Consider the following 20,344-nt stretch of genomic DNA (forward strand, 5'->3'; position numbering starts at 1 on the left):
AAAAGATCAGTTCATGCGAAGCGCCAGGTTAAGCGCTTCCTGCAGCGCTGCCTCGCTGAACGGCTTGAACAGGCATTCCACCGCACCCTGTTCGATGAGATGTCGTCGAATGGTGGCGTCTCGTCGAGCTGTTATGAAGACGGTGGGGATTGATTGCCCGCGACGCGCCAGTTCCTGCTGCAATTCAAGTCCCGTCATGCCAGGCATGGCGACGTCGAGGATCAGCCCGCTGGTCCTGCCCACGGAATCGGATGCCAGAAACTCTTCCGCCGATGAGAACGCCTCAACGCGAAAGCCCAGCGCCTTGACCAGGTCCGGGAGAGACTCTCGAATGGAATCATCGTCATCGACAACTGAGACGAGCGGAGACGCGCTGGTCATGAAAACCTCCTGCATTATGGGCACTTCCGTCGGGCGCTCGTGAAACACTGATCTCAGGCAAAGGTGCTTCATCACCGGAGTACACGGGTATGGCGAAGGAGAACGTCGCCCCCGGGCCGTCATTGGATAGCGCCCATAAACGGCCGTTATGACACTCGATGATGGACCTGCTGACAGACAGCCCGATTCCCATGCCGTCGTTTTTTGTGGTGTAGAACGGCTCGAACAGCCGCTCCAGGCAATTGGGGCCGAAACCGGTGCCGGCGTCCTGCACCGAAAGGCGCACGCAGTTGTCGTTGTCGAGTTCGGTCCTGATCTGCAGCCGTCTCTGCCGATCCGTTACGGCGCTCATCGCATCGGCGGCATTTCGCACGAGGTTCATGACCACCTGTTGCAGTTGGATACGATCTCCAGCAACGAACGGAAGCCCGCAGGCCAGCTCGGTGCAAAGTACAACACCGTCGCGCTGAAGTTCGCCCGAAGCCAAAGCGATGACCTCGCGCACAGCTTCGTTCAGATCCAGCCGTTCGATCATAGCCGTCCGCTTGCTGAAGAGCGCTCGCAAACGCCCGACCACGTCGGCTGCGCGATTGCCGTCGCGAATAGTACGTCGCGCGGTTTCCGTTGCTATTTCGATGTTCGGCGGGTCTGCGGCCAACATGCGAAGGCAGGTGCTCGCGTTCGTGATGATGCCCGACAACGGCTGATTAACTTCATGCGCGATTGAAGCAGTCAGGACACTAAGGCTCATGATCCGAGTGACTTTTGCAAGTTCGGAACGTACCTTCTCGAGTGCATCTTCCGAAAGGCGGTGTCGCGTGATGTCGAGCACTGCCCCGATGTACTCCGTCTGGACACCACGGTCTTCAATCCTGTGCGCAACCACATGCAAGTGCTTGACTGACTGGTCAGGCAGCACGATCCGAAGTTGGTATTCGAAGTGGCCATCGCCACGTTCGGCCGCTTCCAGCATGTCGGCCATCAATGGGATGTCTTCGGGATGGACTCGACTGGCGATCAGATCGAGCGTCACGACACTGTCAGGCTCGAACTCGAAAATGCGGTAGAGCGGTTCCGACCAAACAATCTCCCCCTTCGCGACGTGCCATGAAAAATTACCCATTCGGGCAAGATGCTGGCCTTCAGCCAGGAACGCTTCACTGCGTCGCAATTTCTCCAAAGCCTGCTTTCGAAATTCGATACCGATGTAAACCCCGTACCATTTGATGACGTTTCCGGTTTCGTCCCGCGACGGGTCAACGCGGAACAGGAACCATCTGTATTGGCGATCGAAACGGCGCATCCGCACTTCACATTCGCCACTGCTTCCCGAGGCGATCGTGGCTTGCCATGCAACCTCGAGCTTAGTGGCATCGTCCGGATGCACCGCGCCCGTCCAGCCCTGATTTCTGGCTTCTTCGGCTGAAAAGCCGACATAGTTGAGATAATACTGGCTAAGGAACTCCGCTTTGCCATCCGGATCTGCTGACCATGCCAGCACTGGGATCGTGTCGATCATGAGCTTGAGATCGCGCTCACTCTCGGTGATGGCTTGCTCGGCAAGTTTGCGGTTATCGATATCGATGTTGACGCCATACCATTTCACAAGGTCCCCTGACTTATCGCGAAGGGGACTGACGCGAACCAGAAACCACCGATATTCTCCATCGAAGCGGCGTAGACGCGCCTCCATTTCACCCGGCTCGCCAGACGCCAAAATCGATTGCCAGCGTTCAACCAGCCGGGGCAGATCATCCGGTTTGACCAGCGCCCGCCACTCCCAGCTACAGATTTTGCCTGGCCGGACGCCTGTGAAATCGGACCAGGCTCCATTGACATAGTCGATGCTGCCGTCAGGCAGTGCAGTCCACACCATAGCCGGTAGGGCATCCAGAACGCGGCCCAGATTGTTCTCCATCGCTAGCCTTTCCGCATGCGCCCGCGCGGCCACAACCCTGCACCAGGCGGAATGCGGATTCTATTATGCCTAGGTGTCGGTCGCGACGAAGGCCACCGACTCTTGTACTCAAGACCACCTAAGGTATCGCCGACACCATCGCACAATGGATTTGCCGTGACTTGGCGCAGTATGACGAATTGCCCTCGCGGCAGTCAGCAACAAATGATGAAGGTCAAAACTAGTGAGAAATATTCTTTTGGCGTGTACAATAGCACTGGCGACACCAAGCGGTTCTGCTCTGGCCGGCGCTCTCGATGAGCCTGACAATATGGCACCGTTCTTCACCGATGCCACTATGACGAAGATGAAGTCGCATGCGGAGATGAAGGCGGCGTGGGACGCCATGGCGCCGGCGACGCAAAAAGCCATGATGCTGGAGTGTCAGGATGCCGCCATGAGCAAGCCTCACGCGGAATTCTGCGCTGACCTGATGCCCCTCGGCGGCGCCAACAAGTGAGTTTTAGGCCCGCTGCCTGACGATTGCAAAAGCCTGTTCGCTCAGCGGACGGCGGCTGGTGGTGGCCGTCCCGTTGCCGCCATAGGCACATGGCCAAAGTGGATCGGTGAAGCAAACGAGCTTGCCGAGAGCTTTGAAAGGCCAGCCGTGGAGACGTGTTCCGAGTCAGGGACGGCCAACGCCGCCGCCCAAGCCCGTTTGGAATCGCGTGCTTCTGTTTCACGCACTATCGGCGGACGGCTCCCCGGGACTTATTGTCCAAGCTGTCCCGCGTAGAAGCCGAGACGATCTTCCACGTCGCCGACCTTCTGAAAACCCTGCGCTAAGAGAGCCTTGATCTTCGCCTGCGCGGCGGGCCGCATGATTGAGGTCATGCAAGCTTCCCATCCCGCGCTGAGTTCGACATCAGACGGCAGATCGGCAGCGTTCACAAGACGCTTGGTATTAGAGATCGCCCACTTGTCGAACGAGGCGATGCGACCCGCGAGTGCATCGACAAAACCGTTGAGCTCGGCGTCCGGCAACGCCCGGTTCACATAGCCATAGAACTCCGCAAGGTCGCCTCTGATGTCGTCGGAGCCCAACAGCACCTCAAGCGCGCGACCCCTCCCGATGAGCCGCGGTAGCCGAGCCATGGGTCCGCCTCCAGCCACCAAGCCCACGCCCACTTCCCACTGCGATAGAATGGCCTTTTCCCGGCTCGCGAAACTCATGTCGCAGGCAAGTGCGATCTCACTCCCGTTTCCGGTCGCCCGCCCGCGGATCAAGGCGATAGACACGAAGGGGGCTCTGGTCAGGCGCGCCAGAATATCCGGCCACGCCTCCAGGCCGGTAGGGCCTTGCGGTATGCCGGTGAGATCCTCGAGCTTGCCGAGAAAATCGGAGTGATTCAGGAAGAAGCCGTCGACAGCGCTTTCAAAGACCACGACCTTGACTTGCTCGTCTGCCTCGAGCGCCGCCATGATTTCGCGGAGCGCCAGAACAATTTCCGCACCCATGAGATTGAGCGGCGGGTTATCAAATATCACACGGCAATATGCAGGAGACTTTCGCGTCATCCTTACCTGGGAGATTTTTGCAGTTGAATCCACGAGGGCCTCCTGTGTGTGGATACGATCGGAGTATTGAGGGTATCGCGCGACCACCCCAATGCTGCCATTGGACCATGGTATCGCCTGAACCTTGGTCTTGATTGGCGCGGTGCCGATCATGCTGAAAACAGCCGTTCCGGCTTGGCTTAGCCGACGCCAGCCATGATTACTTGGAAGCTGCAGAACATGGCCCCAGGTTCGGCTGCGAGCGCTGGTCAGGCTCGGCCGGGACGCCGCGTTGTGACCTCCTGGACGATGCACCCATTGCCGTCGGGATCACTGAAGGCGAAGGAAGGCCCGTAAGCTCGTGCGTTTGGGGGCCGGACCCGGGGTCCGCGCCTCCGCAGGGACGGAGCGCCATGCCACATGTCGCTCGCTCGAATGCCACGGCGGATGAGATCGGCATGGGCCGCGACAAATGTCGGAGACGACGAGCGTCGCGAACGCCGAGCCAGGGGCGGCCGGCGTCACTCCTGTGCAACGTGATGCAACACCCAGAGCCTGGGGTGTGAACTGGACAATCCGAATGTCCCGTTGTCGGCTCGACATCCTCATCAATTCTCCAGCCAAGGCTTTTGTAGAACTGCTTAGACCGCTCGACATTGGCCCCAGGGATGATGTCGACCTCAAGGCGCGTATCGACCATGTATGTCTCCTCTGACGCTTCTTGCAGCGTCGCTGCAGCGCCTGAAAAGTGGATGTCTCTTGGTGCTTGCGCCTGTTTCAAAAGCCAGAAATAGGCAGTCCTTGGTTCTGATGCGCCATTGCACCTATTATCTCCGATACCTATTGGTTTTGGCCCGGGTTCATCGCTCGACCGCGTTTTCAGAAACGGCATGTGTTGAGGAAGCAGCCCACAAGAGAGATCGTTGACAGATCGTGCCAACGACCTGCGCCTCGAGGCGGCGAAATCGACTCAATCTGCTTCACGTGCCGTCGCCCGGCGATCGACTAAGACCCCGAGAACCAGTTGTAGCCTTGGTCCTCCCAGTAGCCACCTGGATTGGTGTTGGTGACGGAAATGGTTCTGATGTTCTTGGCGCTTTTGAAGCCGAGTTTGGTCGGTATCCGCAACCGCACCGGAGCGCCCCATTCCGGAGCAAGCGGCTTGTCCAGGAAATCGAGCGTCAGGATGGTTTGCGGATGCAGCGCGCTCGGCATGTCGATGCTTGTCGAATAGCCGTCGAAGCATTTGAAGGCGACATAGCCGGCCCTGAGGTCCGCGCCGATACGTCTTAGAAAGGCATGAAGCGGCACGCCGCTCCACTGACCGATCTGGCTCCAGCCCTCGATGCAGATATGCCGCGTCACCTGCGGCTCCTGCGGCAGCGCGCGCAGCTTGTCGATCGTCCAGGGCGCCTTATCGTCGATGAGACCGAACACTTCGAGCTGCCAATCCGGGGGCGTTTCCCGGACTTGCCATTCCTCGTAGAACGCGTTGAAGCGGAACGGCTTGGTCACCGCGCTCACCGGATAGGTGTGGGCAAGATGCGTGCGGGAGAACAGGCCCGCCTGCACCCGGTCGTTGAAACGCATCATCGCCCAAAGGGCCGCGTCCACTCCCGAATGGGTCGACAGGTCGCAACCAGTGAGCAGCGCCAGACCGCCAAGCGAGAGACCTCGTGTAACCAGGCCGCGGCGGCTGATCCGGATCAACTCGGGCCGGATCTCTTCCATCGTGACAGCAGGCTTCCGGCGCGGCTCGCGGGTACGGCTCATGGCGCGCGCTCCTCAGGCTCGGCCGGGGTGTCCACAACCATGGCGACAAGGGTGCTGGGGAAGATCACCACCAGGGTAAGATGGACGATGAGGAACAGCACGATGCCGATCATGGCGGCTAGGTGCATGCCGCGGGCGACGGGATAGCCTCCAAACAGATCGGTGAGCCAGCCGAGCTGTACCGGCTTCCAGATCGCGAAGCCGGTCACGACCTGGCAACAGATCAGTACGATGACACCGGCGTAGAGCAACCGTTGCACTGCATTGTAGTGACCCAGGCTGTGGCCAAGTCGGCCGGTCAAAGCAGCGACCATCGTTCCGATCACCGCACGCGGGCTGGGCGGGAAGAGGTCACGACGGAAGTGGCCGCTGGCGAAGCCATAAACCAGATAGGCAATCCCGTCGGCGAACAGCACCCACATGATGCTGATATGCCAGGCGATGCCGCCGGCCAGCCATCCGCCCAGGATCATCCACCGCGGAAAGGTGAACGGCAGGCTTGGCGACGCGTTGTAGATCGCCCAGCCGCTGAGCACCATACAGATGACCGCCGATGCCCCGATCCAGTGCATGATCCGGATCTGAAGCGGATGCGCGGGGCGCCTGGGCGTCTTTGTCATCGACACACGAGCCTCGTGATACTGAGTGGCCACGTGATCAATGGCCAGATTGGGCTAACCGCCGTTGCTTCGTCATGCCCTCTGAGCCCCACCGGACCTAGACGAGCGTCGGGTCGAGCGACGCGTCGTAGATCGTCCGCTCGGGCGGCGTCACCAGGGACTCTGGCAACATCGCCATGACCCTGTGCACCTCGGGAAGTGACTCCTGTCGTTCAAGAGCGGCACCGTCTTCATAAACTGCCGTCGCGATGAACCGATTGGGGTCGCGCAGGACCCGTGCGATGTCGAAGTTGATCACCCCTTGGGTGGCTCGTGCCGGAGTGATGATCTCGGCCAGCGCAGCCACCAGCTGGTCGCTCTTGTCGGGTTTTGAATGAATCTTGAAACGAAGAATGACCATGGTGTCTCCAATGGTTTGAGCGATGAAAGGTTAGGAAATCGCTGGTTAGAACGGCGGTGTGAGACCATGGCTGCCGACCGCCACCAGGCCGGCGGTGGTCTTCCCATCGGCCTGGTCGGCGTTCACGAAGACGGCTGCGCCAGGCGTGACGATGGACGCGTCGCCCGGCACGAAGGCCACGATCGGGGCCGTCGGGGGAATGAGGATGTTCTGCTCGCCGCCATTGTAGGTCACCGTCAACAGCTTCACGTTGCCGTTAGCCGTCGTGGTCGCGACGCTGCCGTTGGTCGTTGAGCTGTTGACTTGCGGAGCGCTCTCAGGCGTTGCGATGGTCTTGACGTTGGCGTTGGTCATGCTGCTGGCGGTGCGGGCGCCGCCGGCCAATGTCGTGTCGGGAAGGACGTCGTAGTCGGCATGTCCTTCGCTGGCGCCCTTCAACGCAGGCGGAAAAACGATGACTGACAGCGCAATCAGCTTGTTGCCGACACTCTTGCTGGCCACACCGACATAACCGCCGGTCTCCACGTGACTGAGATCTGAGGGGACGACCGAGACAAAAGCCGTTTTGGCCTGGAGCGACGCGGAGACGTCACCGCTCGCCGTGTGCACGGTCAGCGCGCTGGGCGATACCGAGACGACAGTGCCGCGAATGCGCAGCGCTGCCGCCCCCGCCGCCGTGGCGAGTGCAAGGCTAGCCGTGGCCGCGAGAGCCAGTCCGAGGAACCGGTTCATGATGTGATGTGGCTTCATAGTGGTGATGCATCCTCGTCCATGTGGGCAAACCCGCCTGCCGAGGCATCGCACCAGAATCATCTCTGACGATCTATTGCACCATGGTGTCGGAGATACTTTTCCTCGCGTAGCTCGGCGGGACGATGCCGCGCGCCGTGAGGTGATGTCTCTTCAAGGTGTGATGCCTCCCATGTCGTGGCCTGCGTGGCCGCCCATATCCATGCCGGGCATGTTGTCCATCTTCATCTGGGCGATGGCGCGCTGACTCACAAGAAGCGTCGTAAGACCTGCCGCAGAAACCGCGTCGATGCATCTGTCGTCTCCTACGTTACATACTGGGGCGCGTCTTCACGCAGTCAGAAAGCTTGCCGGTGTCTAGCGCTGTCACCGACGAGCCTCTGACGTTTGAGCGGCCTAGCTGAACCAGCTTCGTGGCCACTGGAAAGCTGTTCGATAATCGGGCAATGGGGGCGAGCATCGCCCTGGCAATTTTGCGCCAGATGACGCAGCGTTTTTGACATGTCGCAGAGTTCTCGCATTTTCCGCTCGAGTTCCGCGACATGTTCCATGGCGATCCGCTTGACATCGGCGCTCGCCGGCGAGCGATCACTCCACAGCGCAAGCAAATCGGTCATCTGATCGACCGAAAAGCCGAGATCGCGCGCCCTGCGGACGAAGCGCAGCGTGTGGACATCATCGTCCGAGTAAAACGCGGTAGCCGGCGCCGGTCCTGGCAACGTTCGAGATAAGCCCGATCGACTCGTAGTAGCGGATCATCTTGGCCGAGACGCCTGACTCCGCGGCAGCTTCACCCATGTTCATGATTGCATTCCTGGTTGGGGTGAAACGGATCGGGCATCAAATCGATCATACGACCTGCGTCGCGAAATGGCTGGCTTGTACCCTTTCGTCAATCGGTGCCCGGAAGCGCCTGAGGCGCAAAGCATTGGTGAGAACGAAGACGCTGGACAGCGCCATTGCCCCTGCTGCCAACATCGGCGACAGGAGCATGCCATCAAGAGCACGCCAGCGGCGACAGGTATGAGCGCGATGTTGTAAGCAAACGCCCAGAACAGGTTCTGACCAATATTGCGGAGCGTCGCCTTGGTCTTCGATCGTAAGGCTCGCGCCTAGGTTCTATTGCTGGCATCAGGTTGTGGATCATTTCTGCTCCTGTTTCCGTGCTGCCTCGACGGCATCGTTGGAACGGTCGCTTTCGATCTCATGAGGTTCCTCGGGGTTTCGCCTTCGAAGTTTCTCGATTAGCGGCCCGATTTTTTCTCGATAGATTTCGGGCGTGACGGCCCCGACCTGTCTGAAGGCGATCCGGCCTTCGGCCTCGTCGGCGGATGATGTGCACAGTTCCGGCGAGGATCTTTCTCCGGTGGCCGCGAGGCGATCGATTCCAAGCGGCGGGCGAGCCGCCGCTTGGAAGTCGGATGTCGACCGTGCTGGGCGACCTTGTTGTCAGCGCCCCCATATCCCCCGTCCATAACCGGGTGCGGGTTTATCGAAGCCCGAATTTCCCCCTGCGGTCGGTGCGCTGTCGACAGTGCTGATACTCGCTGTGCCGCTCAGCCCGACCGGGTAGGAGTGGTCGGACGCGGCAGAAGGCTTGACCGTCGAATAGTCGTGACCGGAGCCATAGTTGTGGTCGGTGCCATAATGGTCGCTGCCGGCAAAAGCCATGCCGGAGACAAACAAGAACGCGGCAGTGGTAAGAACGATCTTCTGCATTTCAATTTTCCATCTTTGAGGGTTAGCATTAGGCCTCAACGCCGTGCTCCGCACCGCGTTGATGAAGCCGTCTTTCATGCTCTTTAGGCGAAACCGACCAACCGGTATCCTTCTGGATTTGCGGCGGCAGGTTGTTCAGCGCACGGTCGTCTTGGTGTGTTCGTGCGCTGTTCTGAGGGCTGCTTCATAGCAGCCGATATCCTCGAGAACGTTGGCCCTCCGTCGCTTCGCTGGCGAAGGACGGAAGATTGCTCGCATCAAGGCGAGTTCTTTGAGAACTGGTGAACATCCCATCCTCTGGGTCTGGCCTTCCGCACGGAACATGGGGGCGGATGACGTCCAGAAGGGCGCCGAGACGCAAAGCGCATCGGCCGGACAAGGGACAGAATCAGCCGCGACGTGCAGCCAGACCTGCCCTAAGCGAGGATGTAAGGTTTGGGGGGAAAGGGTTCGGGTGAAACACTGAAGCCGCTGATGTGCTCAGCAAAATACATAGGGGAAATGTTACATGGCAGCCGCACAGTAGGTCCGACCGTGGCAATCATGCCCTGCACGCAGGTTCCCATGGACGAACATGCAGATGTCATCATCATCGCCATGTCTCCGCAGCCGCAGTCATTACGACCGTTTAGCGTTATTTGATGTACGGAGGTTACAGTGACCGGCTTAGGCATTTGGCCCGCCTGCGCTGAAAGCACAGGCATTCCTGCCCCCAGAACGAGGAGCAGCAGACCAATAACAAGGCGACGAGCGTAGTTCATCGTTCTCTCAGAATAGGTGATTTGAATCCGCATGCAATCTCCCTCCGAAGTGACCGAACGCCACACCAAGGAACGACACGAGCAGAATCGGTTGCGGGTTCAACGCAGGGGGTGTTCGCAACCGGGCGAGCTTCCGTGAAGATCCTGCCCGGCGCGGCCGAGGAGGGATCGCATCGGGACGTGGATGAGCTGGCAAATCTAGTTCGCGCGCTCGAATGAGCTCTTCACAATGAGCCCGGTCGGCACCAATTTGAGCCTCAAATATGGGACCTGCTACCGCCCATGTCGGGTCCACAGATGGGCATCCCGGCAAGCGTGATAGCCTCAACGAAAGAAGACGTATTTTATGAGGGCCGCAATGATCAGCAGCACGACGACGACCAAGAGCAAGCCTGCAGCGCCCATGCCCCACATCATCCCGCTTCGCATCGTCTCGTTCATCATTGCGGCCTTCCATCATTCAGCAGCGAGGTCAAACGTTGCAGGTTCCCTGAGCGCAACCTCTTCGGTCGTCGTCGATGTAATGCCCTTCGGCAATCGCCATCCCTTGACCAACCCGTAGATCGCGGGGATCACCACCAGGGTCAGGATCGTAGATGAGGTCATACCACCGATCATCGGTACGGCGATGCGCTGCATCACTTCCGAGCCGGCGCCAGTGCTCCAGAGGATCGGGATCAGACCAGCCATGATGGCAACGACAGTCATCATCTTCGGCCGGACACGCTCCACTGCGCCAAGCATGATCGCCTCATAGAGATCTGCCCGACTGAACGACCGATTGTGTGAGGCCCGCTCTGCCTTCACTTCGGCCATGGCCTGCTCCAGATAGATTAGCATGACGACACCAGTCTCTGCGGCGACGCCGGCGAGCGCGATGAAGCCGACGGCGACCGCGATCGACATGTTGAAGCCGAGCCACCACATCAGCCAGACGCCGCCGACCAGCGCGAACGGCAGCGACAACATGACGATCAGCGTCTCGGTGAGCGCCCGGAAGTTGAGATAGAGCAGCAGGAAGATGATCAGCAGCGTGACGGGCACGACGATCTTCATCCGCGCCTCGGCCCGCTGCAGGGATTCATACTGACCGCTCCAGCCGACCGAATAGCCCGGCGGCAGCTTCACCGAGGCTGTGACTGCTTTCTGGGCGTCCGCGACATAGCCGCCGAGGTCGCGGCCATCGATGTCGACATAGATATAGGTCGCAAGTTGGCCGTTCTCGGTGCGGATCGTGGTCGCCCCGCGCGTGAGTTCGACATTCGCGACCGCGCCGAGCGGAACGGCGCCGCCGCCAGGCAGCGGCACCTGCACGTCGGTCGCGATCGCCTGCGGGTTCGAACGCAGGTCGCGCGGATAGCGGATGTTGACGCCATAGCGTTCGCGGCCCTCGACTGTCGTCGTGATAGTCTCGCCGCCGAGTGCTGTTGCAATAACGTCTTGCACATCGCCGATGGTGAGGCCATAGCGGCCGAGCGCCTCGCGATCGGGGACGATATCGAGGTAATAGCCGCCAATGACGCGCTCGGCATACGCGCTCGACGTACCGGGCACGGTCTTGAGCACGGCTTCCACCTGGCGAGCGATCTTTTCCATCCCGGTCAGGTCGTTTCCATAGACTTTGACGCCAACCGGCGTGCGGATGCCGGTCGCGAGCATGTCGATGCGGCCACGAATCGGCATGGTCCATGCATTGGAGACGCCGGGGAATTGCAGCGCCTTGTCCATCTCGGCCTTCAAGCTGTCGATGGTTACGCCCGGCCGCCATTGCTCCTTGGGTTTCAGGTTGATGATCGTCTCGAACATTTCCGAGGGTGCCGGATCGGTCGCCGTCGCTGCGCGTCCGGCCTTGCCGTAGACCGAGTCGACTTCCGGGAAGGATTTGATGATCCGGTCCTGCATCTGCAAAAGCTCCGTCGCCCTGGTCACGGAGATCCCCGGCAGTGTCGTCGGCATATAGAGCAGCGCGCCTTCATTGATGTTCGGCATGAACTCGGAACCGAGTTGGCGCGCCGGCCAGATGCTGACGGCAAGCGCGGCAAGCGCGAGGACGATGGTGAAGGTCTTGGCCTTCAGCACGCCCCGAATGACGGGGCGATAGATAAAGATCAGGAACCTGTTGATCGGGTTCTTGTGCTCCGGAATGATCCGGCCGCGCACAAAGATCACCATTAAGGCCGGCACCAGCGTGATCGACAGGATCGCCGCGGCCGCCATCGAGAAGGTCTTGGTGAAGGCCAGCGGACCGAAGAGCCGTCCTTCCTGCGATTCCAGCGTAAAGATCGGCAGGAACGAGACGGTGATGATCAAGAGGCTGAAGAACAGCGCCGGGCCGACCTCGCTTGCCGCGTCGATCAGGATCTGCACGCGCGGCTTATCGGGCGGCGCGCGCTCAAGGTGCTTATGGGCGTTTTCGATCATGACGATGGCGGCGTCGATCATGGCACCAACTGCGATGGCGATGCCGCCGAGACTCATGATGTTGGCGCCGAGCCCGATCAGCTTCATCCCGATGAAGGCAATGAGGATGCCGACTGGCAGCATCAGGATGGCGACGAGCGCGCTTCTCAGATGCAGCAGAAAGATCACGCAGACGAGCGCCACGATGATGCTTTCCTCGGTCAGCGTGTGTTTCAGCGTGTCGATCGCCGCTTCGATCAGATGCGAGCGGTCATAGACCGGCACGATCTCGGTGCCCTTCGGCAGGCTGCCGGCGATATCGGCCAAGCGCTGCTTAACGTTGTCGATCACGTCCAAGGCATTGGCGCCGAAGCGCTGCAACACGATGCCGCTCGCCACCTCGCCCTCGCCGTTAAGCTCCGTGACGCCGCGCCGCTCGTCCGGCCCGATCTCGACGCGGGCCACGTCCTCGATGCGCAGCGGCACGCCTTGAGCGGTCTTCAGGACGATGTTGTCGATATCGGCCAGCGATTTGATGTAGCCTCGACCACGCACGACATATTCGAATTCGGAGAGTTCGACCGTGCGTCCACCGATATCCTGGTTGCTGTTGCGCACGGCATCGCGCACCGCCGCTAGCGAAATGCCCTGGGCGCGCAGCCGCTGCGGGTCAACGACAATGTTGTATTGCTTGACGAAGCCGCCAACGCTCGCGACTTCGGCCACGCCCTCCGCCTTCGAGGCGGCGAAGCGGATATTCCAGTCCTGCAACGAGCGCAGCTCGGCAAGCGTCATGTCCTTGGCGACGACGGCGTACTGATAGACCCAGCCGACGCCGGTTGCATCCGGCCCAAGGCCCGGCGTGACGCCGGCCGGCATGCGCTTTGCGGCGGTGTTGAGATATTCGAGCACGCGGCTCCTCGCCCAATACGGATCGGTGCCGTCCTCGAAGATCACATAGACGAAGGAGACACCGAAGAAGGAGAAGCCGCGCACCACCTTCGATTTCGGGACCGTCAGCATCGCCGTCGTCAAGGGATAGGTGACCTGGTCCTCGATCACCTGCGGCGCCTGGCCCGGATATTCGGTATAGACGAGGACCTGGATATCGGAGAGGTCGGGAAGCGCGTCGAGCGGCAATGTCTTGACGGCGTAGACGCCGGCGGCGACGGCGAAGACCGTGCCGACCAGGATCAGAACAAGATTGCGGGCGGACCACGCGATGAGACGGGCGATCATGGTGTGCCCTCCGTTGTTGCCATGCCGGTCAGGGCGGCCTCTAGGTTGCTCTCGGCATCGATGAGGAAATTTGCTGCGACCACGACGCGATCTCCGGACGCGATTCCCTTCCGGATCTCGGTGAAGCCGCCGCCCTGGGCGCCGATCGTGACCTCACGCGGCTCGAAACGGCCTTCGCCCCTGTCGAGGATCACCACCTGGCGGGTGCCGGTGTCGATCACGGCGCTGTCTGGAACCGCGACGACCGGACGGCTGCCGCTCGCGGCGATCTCCACGTCGGTGTACATGTCGGGCCGCAGGCTCCCGTCTGGATTGGGGAGTTCGATGCGCACTTTCGTGCTACGCGTCTGGCTGTCCACTTGCGGATAGATTTGCGCCACGCGACCCTGGAAGGTCTGCCCCGGTAAGCTGCGGACGCTAATCGTCGCGGACTGGCCGACACGCACATTGGCCAGATCATATTCTGGCACGTCGGCGAGCACCCATACGGTCGACAGATCGGCGATGCGGAAGAGGACGTCGCCGGCGGACATCTTCATGCCTTCGGTCGCATTGCGTTCCAGCACCACGCCGTCGCGCGGCGACGACCAACCAAACGCCAGTGGAACCTGGCGCGTCCGCTGGATCTCGGCGATCACCTCCGCGGGCACGTTGACGTTCTGAAGACGGCGGCGGAAACCTTCCGAGCCGGGGTTGATCACGAGCTGGGCGGCCGCCGCGGCGAGCTCCGGCGAATAGAGCTGCAGCAGAGGCTGGCCTTTGCGCACCCGGTCTCCGGTGGTGACGTTCTCCACCTTGGCGATGAACGAATCGCTCGGAACCGACACGACCGAGACGCGACGCTCGTCGAGTTGCACCGTTCCCGGCACGCGCACTTGCCGGACGATCACGCGATCGGAAACAGCCTCCGACCGGACGCCGGTCCGCTGCAGTTTGCCTGGCGCGACTTTGACGGTCGAACCGTCGTCGTCCTCGCCGGCATAGACGGGGAGGTAATCCATCCCCATCGAATCCTTCTTCGGCGCCGGCGAGGTGTCCGGAAGGCCCATCGGATTGCGGTAGTACATGATCTTCTTGGGTTCGCCGTTCACGGGGGCAGCGGCAGCTGTCGCAACGGTGGCTGGCGGCTTGCCCTCGAAGCTCAGGTCCTCCCCCGCCCGAACCGGCAGGAAATCCCGCCCATCGGCTGTCTTCTTCGGAGTTGCCGAATAGGCCGGGGGGCCGTCCGGGTCTCGGTAGTAGATCACGGGTCCGGTGGGCCCAGGGCTGGCGCTCGCCGGGGCCGTCGCAGTGCCTTCGAGCCAGGCGACAGTTTGCAACCATGAAGTGGCGGGCAGCGCGAGATTGCGATGCCCCGCCCAATAGCCTCCAGCCCCCGCCGCCAAAATGGCGGCGAGGGTGAGGCCAGTACGGCCTGCGCGTTTCATGGCGTGGCCTTGAATTCGAGCTTGTTTTCGAGAGAGCCGGTTTCGCCCTGCACCTTGGCGCCGAGCGACAGTCGCCAACCACCTGGCGCCATCAGATTGGCCTTGAAGCGATAGATGCCGGGCTCTTTCGACGGCAACGGCTCGATTGGGGCCGTCATCATCTCCATACCGTCCGGCGCCATGTCGACGCGCTGGGCAAAGATCACCGCGTCTGGCACCACCTTGCCGGAGCGCTTGTCGATGAGGCGGACCGCGACAACAGCGGCGTCGCCTTTCTTGATCGCGTTTTGAACGAGTTGAAACTCGTAATCGTCGATCCCAGCCCAGGCCTTCGAATTGGCCCCGACCAGAGCAAGACCGATCAGCGCCGCGGCTGCGACGTGTTTCACATTGCAAAAGTTCATTGTCAGATTTCCAAAAGTTCATCATTCGACCGCGCGGAATGCACGGCAGGCTAAGTGGCCAGGCGCATGCCAAAGCCACGGGCTTTCGCTGCAAGGCCGTCAGCCATGCGGCGACAAACAGCGGCTCCGATGGAGCCGTTGATGAACTCAGGTTCGTGGAGGTCTGGGAGGTGGCGGACTGGGCAGGACATCCCGTCCAATGTCGTTGCCAGGCGCGATCACGTCAGCACCAGATAAGTGGGTCAGCGTGATTGCCGCGGTCATCGACGCACTCGGAAAGCACTTGGCGACACATAAGGTCGCGAGCGGACAGGACTTCTGGCAATCAGGTAATGGCTGTTTCTGGTCCGAAGGGCACGGCATGCCGTCCGACATCGACGCCATATCCGCGATTGTCGTCGCCGGATCGACAACCATCATCATCGCAGCGGATGGCGTCACCATCGGCGCGGTCAGAAGGCTCAAGACGGCCAGAATCGAAAGCAGGCGGGGGAATACGGTCCAGAATTTCACACCGGCTACATGGCATTTGGTGCAGTGCAAGAAAAGCCCCTAAGCGCTCACATTTCCGTCAGGCGATGCGGCCAATCGCGCAAGACCTGCGCTGCTGTCTCCGGCAACAATCGAGCATCCTGATTCAGAGGGCCCGGCCTTACACCCACCCTTCCAACGCAGAAGCCGCATGGCGTTGGCCGTCACCAGCACAGTCGGCCCGGTATCGGCCAGGATGGCGCTCGGCAGGCCGGTGATGCCTGCTATGGTCGTCACCAGGAACACCGCTTTCAGCCCTAGCGTCATCGTGATGTTCTGCTTGATATTAGCCATGGTCGCTTGAGACAGCTTTATCATCGCAGCGACGTCTCCGACCCAGCCATGCAGGACCGCGGCGTCGGCGATTTCCAGGGCAACATCGGTGCCGCCGCTCATGGCAATGCCGATGTCAGCGGCGGCGTGCGCCGGCGCGCCGTTGATGCTGTCGCCCACCTTGGCGACCGTCAGCCCCTGCCCTTTCAACTCGCCGACAATGCGCTGCGATGAAGATGCAGCCGGCGTATCCATGGCCGATATATTCATGCAACTACAATGCTTGTCGAGAACTGATGGGAGATCGTCGGATCGCGCCTGAGGGTGGTACCGCCTGTTGCGCAACCACCCGCTTGCCGACCTCGTTCCTGCACGGCGAAGTTCGCTGCCCGACCCATACCCTCCCAGATCCAGCAATCTGATCTGACGCCAAAGTCCCTGTCCCAGGCAGGCGGCTTTCGCGTCTAATCGTCTTTGCACGCATTCCGCGTGCCGGGACAAATTCGCAGATCGCAATGACGAGAACCGATGCCGCTGCGCTCCATCGGCCTCGCGTCGTACCGGTCGATCTGATCAAGAAGATGCTTTCCGAACATCCTCCCATCACCGGTATCGCCTTGGCTGGCATGCCGATGGGTTCGCCGGGAATGGGCGGAGAGAAGACCGAGACCTGGACGATTTATGCCTTCACCAAGGATGGCAAGGCGCCGACCGTCTACGCGACCGAGTGACGGCCGACATGATCTCTCATTTTTCATTCAAGGAGAACTGCAATGAAACTGACCTACTCCCTCGCCGCCTTCGCGGTCGCGATCGCTATACCGTTACCTGCTGTTGCGGCGACCATTAGCGCGGTGATGTACAAGAACCCGCAATGCAGCTGCTGCGAATCCTATGCCAGGTATCTGGAGCACAACGGTTTCAAGGTCGACATCAAGCCCGTCAACAATTTGTCCCAGATCAGCAGCGATGCGGGCGTGCCGGCTGACCTAGAAGGCTGCCACACGCTGATGGTCGACGGCTATGTGTCGACGGCCTGGTGCCGGTCGATATCGTCAAAAAGCTTTCGACGGAACGGCCCGCGATCACCGGCATCACGCTGGCCGGCATGCCGACCGGCGCTCCCGGCATGGGTGGCGAGAAGTCTGGTCCTTTCATCGTCTACGCCTTCACCAAGGACGGTAAGGCGCCGACCGTCTACGCAACGGACTGAAGGCAACCGCGATGTCTGCCGATATCGACTCTTCGCAACTGGCGTTGCATGCGGATCGGGCCATCGTTCCTCAAGATCGGCAAAGCAATCCTCTATCCGAGCGGCGAGTTGGATCGCTGGGACAAATCGATCCTTGTCGTCTGCAGACCCACACGCGAAATGCCGCGGGAAAAGGCGGCACCGCCAGAGTAGCAGAGAGGCAGTTCAGTCGTTCCGAGGTCGCTGGCTAGATAGATAAGCGTTCGGAATCCGTAGTTGATCGGGACGTCAGAGTACTGAGCAAATGCGATCATGCCCAAGCGCGCACGATCACAGGTGGTCACTCGATACATGCCCCAGTTAACGGCACCACCTCTCCAGAGGCGCATTGCAAGTCTTTGATAGATAACATGAATCATGTCGTGTTGTCTGATCCACAATAATCCCGTTCGATACGTTTGCAGCCTTCATCGGGCGCTCGCCTGATACCACGACGGCTGAGGATCTGCGGCGTTTCCAACTGCACCAGACGCAGGCTGGCATGCGGCCGCCGGGGATCAACAGCTCGGTCTCGGCGCTGCGCTTCTTCTTCACCGTGACGCTCGACCGGCCGATCTTTCCCGTCGTCTGACGATCATCCACCAGCCGCGCAAGCTGCCGCTGGTACTGAGCGTCGAGGAGGTGGCGCGGCTGCTCGAAGCCGCACCTGGGCCCAAGTACAAGGCCGCCCTCGGCACGGCCTATGGCGCCGGCTTGCGGGTCTCGGAGATCGTGGCGCTCAAGGTGGCCGACATCGATTCGACGCGCATGCTGATCCGCGTCGAACAAGGCAAGGGCCGCAAGGACCGCCACGCCATGCTGTCGCTGCAACTGCTCGGCCTTCTGCGCCTGGTAGCGTGAGGGCAAACGCCGCGGCGTGATGTTGCCGCGGGGCTGGCTGGTTCCGGGCCGCAACCCGATCACGCCGCTCTCCACGCGGCAGATGAACCGCGCCGTTCATGCCGCAGCCGAGGCCGCCGAGATCAAGAAGCGGGTGACGCCGCACACGCTGAGACATTCCTTTGCCACCCATCTGCTGGAGCAGGACGTCGACATCCGCGTCATCCAGGTCCTGATCGGACATGCCCGGCTCAATACCACCGCGCTCTATGCCCACGTGGCCACGAAGACGATCCACACCGTGATAAGCCCGCTCGACCGGATCAGGCTGCAGGCAGACGAGGAGACGAGACCGGACAGCTGACGCGGCGGCGGTGCGCCGCCCGTCCCTGGAGGTCGCCGACATCTTCCATCGCCATGGCGCCGCCTGGCGCGCAGCCCATGCCGGCCACTTGAGCCTCGGCCAGCTGAAGGTGATGTCCGCGATCGAGACCTGCCGCACCGCAGCCCTCGGCGGTCATGTCGAGGCCTGCGAGGACTGCGGCTATCGCCGCGTCGCCTTCAACAGCTGTCGCGACAGGCATTGCCCGAAGTGCCAGAGTGCGGCGGCAAGGGAGGGGCTTGCCGCGCGCCAGACCGATCTGCTGCCCATCGGCTACTTTCATGTCGTCTTCACCCTGCCGGCCGAGATCGCCGACATCGCCTATCAGAACAAGGCGGTGATCTATGACCTTCTGTTTCGCGCCGCGTCCGAGACGATGCTCACGATCGCCGCAGATCCCAGGCACCTCGGTGCCCGCATCGGCATCACCGCTGTGCTGCATAGCTGGGGCTCGGCGATGACGCATCACCCGCATGTCCATATGATCGTGCCCGGCGGCGGCATCGCTCTCGACGGTGAGCGTTGGCTGTCCTGCCGGCCCGGCTTCTTGCTGCCCGTGCGCGTGCTCTCAAGACTGTTCCGGCGGCTCTTCCTCGACAAGCTCACTGAGGCCCACGCCGCCAGCCGGCTGAAGTTCTTCGGTGATCACATCGGCCTAAGCGAGCGCGGTGCCTTCGCTCAATTCCTGGCACCGCTCAAGAAGAAGAACTGGTTCGTCTATGCCAAGCCGCCCTTCGCCGGGCCCGAGGCGGTGCTGGCCTACCTGTCGCGCTATACCCACCGCGTCGCCATCTCCAACAGCCGGCTGATAGCGCTCACCGAGGCCGGCGTCACGTTCCGCGTCAAGGATTATCGTCGCAACGGGGAGGAGCGCTACCGGACCATGACGCTCGATCCGGGCGAGTTCATCCGCCGCTTCCTGCTCCATGTCCTGCCCAAGGGCTTCCACCGCATCCGCCACTATGGGCTGCTGGCCAGCGCGCACGCCAAGCAAGACATCGCGCGCGCTCGCGAACTGCTCGCCGCACCCCAGCCCAAGGTCGAATGCGGCGGATCCAATAGCGCCGATGCTGCCGCCCCGACCGATTGGCGGCCGCCATGTCCATGCTGCGGCGGTCGCATGATCATCATCGAAACCTTCGAGCGCCGCGGCGATGCCAGAGCGCCCCCGTCCGGCAGCTCGACAAGAGGAGCCCGAGCATTATGACCGGGCCCCGCTCATCACCGCGCATCATCTCTGCCGAGGGACCTTATCGTCCCCGGATGGACGGCTTCGCGCGCCGCCGCCCAAGCGCACCGAAATCGCCCGCTTTTCAACCGCTACACCGCATCATGCGCCGCCTCGGCCGGCCGCGCGCGCCCGTCAACCTGAGCAGTCCTACCTGTCAGGCGCATCAGTGCACCCACCGCGGACCAAGCGAAACCGTCAAATCCCCATAGCGCCGAAACCGAGCCTCCATCCCGCGGGTTCTTTCCCTGGAGGCTTTCGGACGCCGGCCCTCGCGCCAAGCCAACACCTTTGTTGGCCGGCATCCGTAACCCTACACAGAAGCGGCCAACACCGAGCCGATATCTTGATGTCACTTTTGGGCCCTTAGAGGACCGGCAGCTTCAGGATGCAAATCTTCAGGAGCGTACATTACGGCCGGCGCTAGCATCGTCGTGACCTGACATCTCGGACGTTCACAGGGGTGCCTCAATCGGCCGGTTCCGGATCCGATTTGAGACGTTTAGTACATCGCAAATATTCGCTGAATTT

At 61.2% G+C, this 20,344-nt stretch carries 17 protein-coding genes and 5 pseudogenes; 7 read left to right on the top strand and 15 right to left on the bottom strand.

The annotated features are described in order from the left end of the window. Nucleotides 1-6: 6 nt before the first annotated feature. Together NKH30_RS13435 and NKH30_RS13440 are read right to left on the bottom strand one after the other, a co-directional pair. On the bottom strand, nucleotides 7-381 hold the full coding sequence (locus NKH30_RS13435) for a response regulator transcription factor (RefSeq protein ID WP_352980454.1): 375 nt from the start codon (nucleotides 379-381) through the stop codon (nucleotides 7-9). Continuing rightward, nucleotides 344-2,299: a PAS domain-containing sensor histidine kinase gene (locus tag NKH30_RS13440; RefSeq protein ID WP_352995750.1), complete on the bottom strand. Its 1,956-nt coding sequence runs from the start codon at nucleotides 2,297-2,299 to the stop codon at nucleotides 344-346. Before NKH30_RS13440 ends, NKH30_RS13435 begins: the two co-directional genes overlap by 38 nt. A 310-nt stretch (nucleotides 2,300-2,609) precedes the next feature. Here NKH30_RS13440 and NKH30_RS13445 point away from each other — a divergent pair, with 310 nt between their 5' ends. Continuing rightward, on the top strand, nucleotides 2,610-2,798 hold the full coding sequence (locus NKH30_RS13445) for a hypothetical protein (RefSeq protein ID WP_352980452.1): 189 nt from the start codon (nucleotides 2,610-2,612) through the stop codon (nucleotides 2,796-2,798). 251 nt (nucleotides 2,799-3,049) lie between these two features. Here NKH30_RS13445 and NKH30_RS13450 read toward each other — a convergent pair whose 3' ends face one another. Beyond that, nucleotides 3,050-3,856 (bottom strand): enoyl-CoA hydratase/isomerase family protein, encoded by an 807-nt coding sequence (locus NKH30_RS13450; protein WP_352995841.1) that lies wholly within the window; start codon nucleotides 3,854-3,856, stop codon nucleotides 3,050-3,052. A gap of 559 nt (nucleotides 3,857-4,415) precedes the next feature. Here NKH30_RS13450 and NKH30_RS13455 point away from each other — a divergent pair. Beyond that, nucleotides 4,416-4,550, top strand: coding sequence for a hypothetical protein (locus NKH30_RS13455; protein ID WP_352995752.1), 135 nt, complete (start codon nucleotides 4,416-4,418; stop codon nucleotides 4,548-4,550). Between the two features lie 290 nt (nucleotides 4,551-4,840). Here NKH30_RS13455 and NKH30_RS13460 read toward each other — a convergent pair whose 3' ends face one another. The 11 genes and pseudogenes from NKH30_RS13460 to NKH30_RS13510 form a co-directional block, all read right to left on the bottom strand. Beyond that, nucleotides 4,841-5,608: a molybdopterin-dependent oxidoreductase gene (locus NKH30_RS13460; RefSeq protein WP_352980451.1), complete on the bottom strand. Its 768-nt coding sequence runs from the start codon at nucleotides 5,606-5,608 to the stop codon at nucleotides 4,841-4,843. Beyond that, nucleotides 5,605-6,228, bottom strand: a complete 624-nt coding sequence (locus NKH30_RS13465; protein ID WP_352995754.1) for a cytochrome b/b6 domain-containing protein — start codon at nucleotides 6,226-6,228, stop codon at nucleotides 5,605-5,607. The genes NKH30_RS13460 and NKH30_RS13465 overlap by 4 nt, the downstream gene beginning before the upstream one ends. Nucleotides 6,229-6,325: 97 nt before the next feature. Continuing rightward, nucleotides 6,326-6,628, bottom strand: a complete 303-nt coding sequence (locus NKH30_RS13470) for a putative quinol monooxygenase (RefSeq protein ID WP_352980449.1) — start codon at nucleotides 6,626-6,628, stop codon at nucleotides 6,326-6,328. Nucleotides 6,629-6,673: 45 nt separating this feature from the next. Continuing rightward, the gene (locus NKH30_RS13475; RefSeq protein ID WP_352980448.1) at nucleotides 6,674-7,378 is read right to left on the bottom strand and encodes a metal ABC transporter permease; all 705 of its coding nucleotides are present in this window, start codon (nucleotides 7,376-7,378) and stop codon (nucleotides 6,674-6,676) included. 338 nt (nucleotides 7,379-7,716) lie between these two features. Continuing rightward, nucleotides 7,717-8,182 (bottom strand): annotated as a pseudogene (cueR, locus tag NKH30_RS13480) (Cu(I)-responsive transcriptional regulator). A 45-nt stretch (nucleotides 8,183-8,227) separates the two neighbouring features. Further along, nucleotides 8,228-8,469: pseudogene (locus NKH30_RS13485) on the bottom strand (hypothetical protein); the annotation flags it as partial. A 358-nt stretch (nucleotides 8,470-8,827) separates the two neighbouring features. Continuing rightward, entirely contained in the window at nucleotides 8,828-9,097 is a 270-nt protein-coding gene (locus NKH30_RS13490) for a hypothetical protein (RefSeq protein WP_352995756.1), read from the bottom strand. 416 nt (nucleotides 9,098-9,513) lie between these two features. After that, entirely contained in the window at nucleotides 9,514-9,891 is a 378-nt protein-coding gene (locus NKH30_RS13495; RefSeq protein WP_352980446.1) for a hypothetical protein, read from the bottom strand. A 423-nt stretch (nucleotides 9,892-10,314) separates the two neighbouring features. Next, nucleotides 10,315-13,497, bottom strand: coding sequence for an efflux RND transporter permease subunit (locus NKH30_RS13500; protein WP_352995758.1), 3,183 nt, complete (start codon nucleotides 13,495-13,497; stop codon nucleotides 10,315-10,317). Continuing rightward, complete coding sequence (locus NKH30_RS13505) at nucleotides 13,494-14,924, bottom strand: efflux RND transporter periplasmic adaptor subunit (RefSeq protein ID WP_352995760.1); 1,431 nt, start codon at nucleotides 14,922-14,924, stop codon at nucleotides 13,494-13,496. Before NKH30_RS13505 ends, NKH30_RS13500 begins: the two co-directional genes overlap by 4 nt. Next, on the bottom strand, nucleotides 14,921-15,328 hold the full coding sequence (locus NKH30_RS13510) for a FixH family protein (RefSeq protein WP_352980443.1): 408 nt from the start codon (nucleotides 15,326-15,328) through the stop codon (nucleotides 14,921-14,923). Before NKH30_RS13510 ends, NKH30_RS13505 begins: the two co-directional genes overlap by 4 nt. A 199-nt stretch (nucleotides 15,329-15,527) precedes the next feature. Here NKH30_RS13510 and NKH30_RS13515 point away from each other — a divergent pair, with 199 nt between their 5' ends. Next, nucleotides 15,528-15,884 (top strand): hypothetical protein, encoded by a 357-nt coding sequence (locus tag NKH30_RS13515; protein ID WP_352980442.1) that lies wholly within the window; start codon nucleotides 15,528-15,530, stop codon nucleotides 15,882-15,884. 104 nt (nucleotides 15,885-15,988) lie between these two features. Here the strand turns inward: NKH30_RS13515 and NKH30_RS13520 are convergent. Further along, a pseudogene (locus NKH30_RS13520) lies at nucleotides 15,989-16,360 on the bottom strand (heavy metal translocating P-type ATPase); the annotation flags it as partial. Between the two features lie 287 nt (nucleotides 16,361-16,647). On the opposite strand from NKH30_RS13520, the gene NKH30_RS13525 reads away from it, so the two are divergent. From NKH30_RS13525 to NKH30_RS13540, 4 genes and pseudogenes are all read left to right on the top strand, one after another. Next, nucleotides 16,648-16,863, top strand: coding sequence for a DUF411 domain-containing protein (locus NKH30_RS13525; protein WP_502911463.1), 216 nt, complete (start codon nucleotides 16,648-16,650; stop codon nucleotides 16,861-16,863). Nucleotides 16,864-16,905: 42 nt separating this feature from the next. Beyond that, nucleotides 16,906-17,345 (top strand): annotated as a pseudogene (locus NKH30_RS13530) (DUF411 domain-containing protein). A gap of 520 nt (nucleotides 17,346-17,865) precedes the next feature. After that, nucleotides 17,866-18,567, top strand: a pseudogene (locus NKH30_RS13535) (tyrosine-type recombinase/integrase). 10 nt (nucleotides 18,568-18,577) lie between these two features. Then, nucleotides 18,578-19,792, top strand: coding sequence for an IS91 family transposase (locus tag NKH30_RS13540; protein ID WP_352995762.1), 1,215 nt, complete (start codon nucleotides 18,578-18,580; stop codon nucleotides 19,790-19,792). The last annotated feature ends 552 nt before the right edge of the window (nucleotides 19,793-20,344 follow it).

Source organism: Mesorhizobium sp. M1273 (assembly GCF_040318195.1).
In the GTDB taxonomy this organism is placed as follows: domain Bacteria; phylum Pseudomonadota; class Alphaproteobacteria; order Rhizobiales; family Rhizobiaceae; genus Mesorhizobium.

Coding starts and splice junctions, on each gene's coding strand:
- NKH30_RS13470 (WP_352980449.1), bottom strand. CDS start 6,628: ATGGTCATTCTTCGTTTCAAGATTCATTCAAAACCCGACAAGAGCGAC.
- NKH30_RS13455 (WP_352995752.1), top strand. CDS start 4,416: ATGTCCCGTTGTCGGCTCGACATCCTCATCAATTCTCCAGCCAAGGCT.
- NKH30_RS13525 (WP_502911463.1), top strand. CDS start 16,648: ATGACGAGAACCGATGCCGCTGCGCTCCATCGGCCTCGCGTCGTACCG.
- NKH30_RS13465 (WP_352995754.1), bottom strand. CDS start 6,228: ATGACAAAGACGCCCAGGCGCCCCGCGCATCCGCTTCAGATCCGGATC.
- NKH30_RS13500 (WP_352995758.1), bottom strand. CDS start 13,497: ATGATCGCCCGTCTCATCGCGTGGTCCGCCCGCAATCTTGTTCTGATC.
- NKH30_RS13505 (WP_352995760.1), bottom strand. CDS start 14,924: ATGAAACGCGCAGGCCGTACTGGCCTCACCCTCGCCGCCATTTTGGCG.
- NKH30_RS13515 (WP_352980442.1), top strand. CDS start 15,528: ATGTCGTTGCCAGGCGCGATCACGTCAGCACCAGATAAGTGGGTCAGC.
- NKH30_RS13495 (WP_352980446.1), bottom strand. CDS start 9,891: ATGCGGATTCAAATCACCTATTCTGAGAGAACGATGAACTACGCTCGT.
- NKH30_RS13435 (WP_352980454.1), bottom strand. CDS start 381: ATGACCAGCGCGTCTCCGCTCGTCTCAGTTGTCGATGACGATGATTCC.
- NKH30_RS13450 (WP_352995841.1), bottom strand. CDS start 3,856: ATGACGCGAAAGTCTCCTGCATATTGCCGTGTGATATTTGATAACCCG.
- NKH30_RS13445 (WP_352980452.1), top strand. CDS start 2,610: ATGGCACCGTTCTTCACCGATGCCACTATGACGAAGATGAAGTCGCAT.
- NKH30_RS13475 (WP_352980448.1), bottom strand. CDS start 7,378: ATGAAGCCACATCACATCATGAACCGGTTCCTCGGACTGGCTCTCGCG.
- NKH30_RS13460 (WP_352980451.1), bottom strand. CDS start 5,608: ATGAGCCGTACCCGCGAGCCGCGCCGGAAGCCTGCTGTCACGATGGAA.
- NKH30_RS13440 (WP_352995750.1), bottom strand. CDS start 2,299: ATGGAGAACAATCTGGGCCGCGTTCTGGATGCCCTACCGGCTATGGTG.
- NKH30_RS13490 (WP_352995756.1), bottom strand. CDS start 9,097: ATGCAGAAGATCGTTCTTACCACTGCCGCGTTCTTGTTTGTCTCCGGC.
- NKH30_RS13510 (WP_352980443.1), bottom strand. CDS start 15,328: ATGAACTTTTGCAATGTGAAACACGTCGCAGCCGCGGCGCTGATCGGT.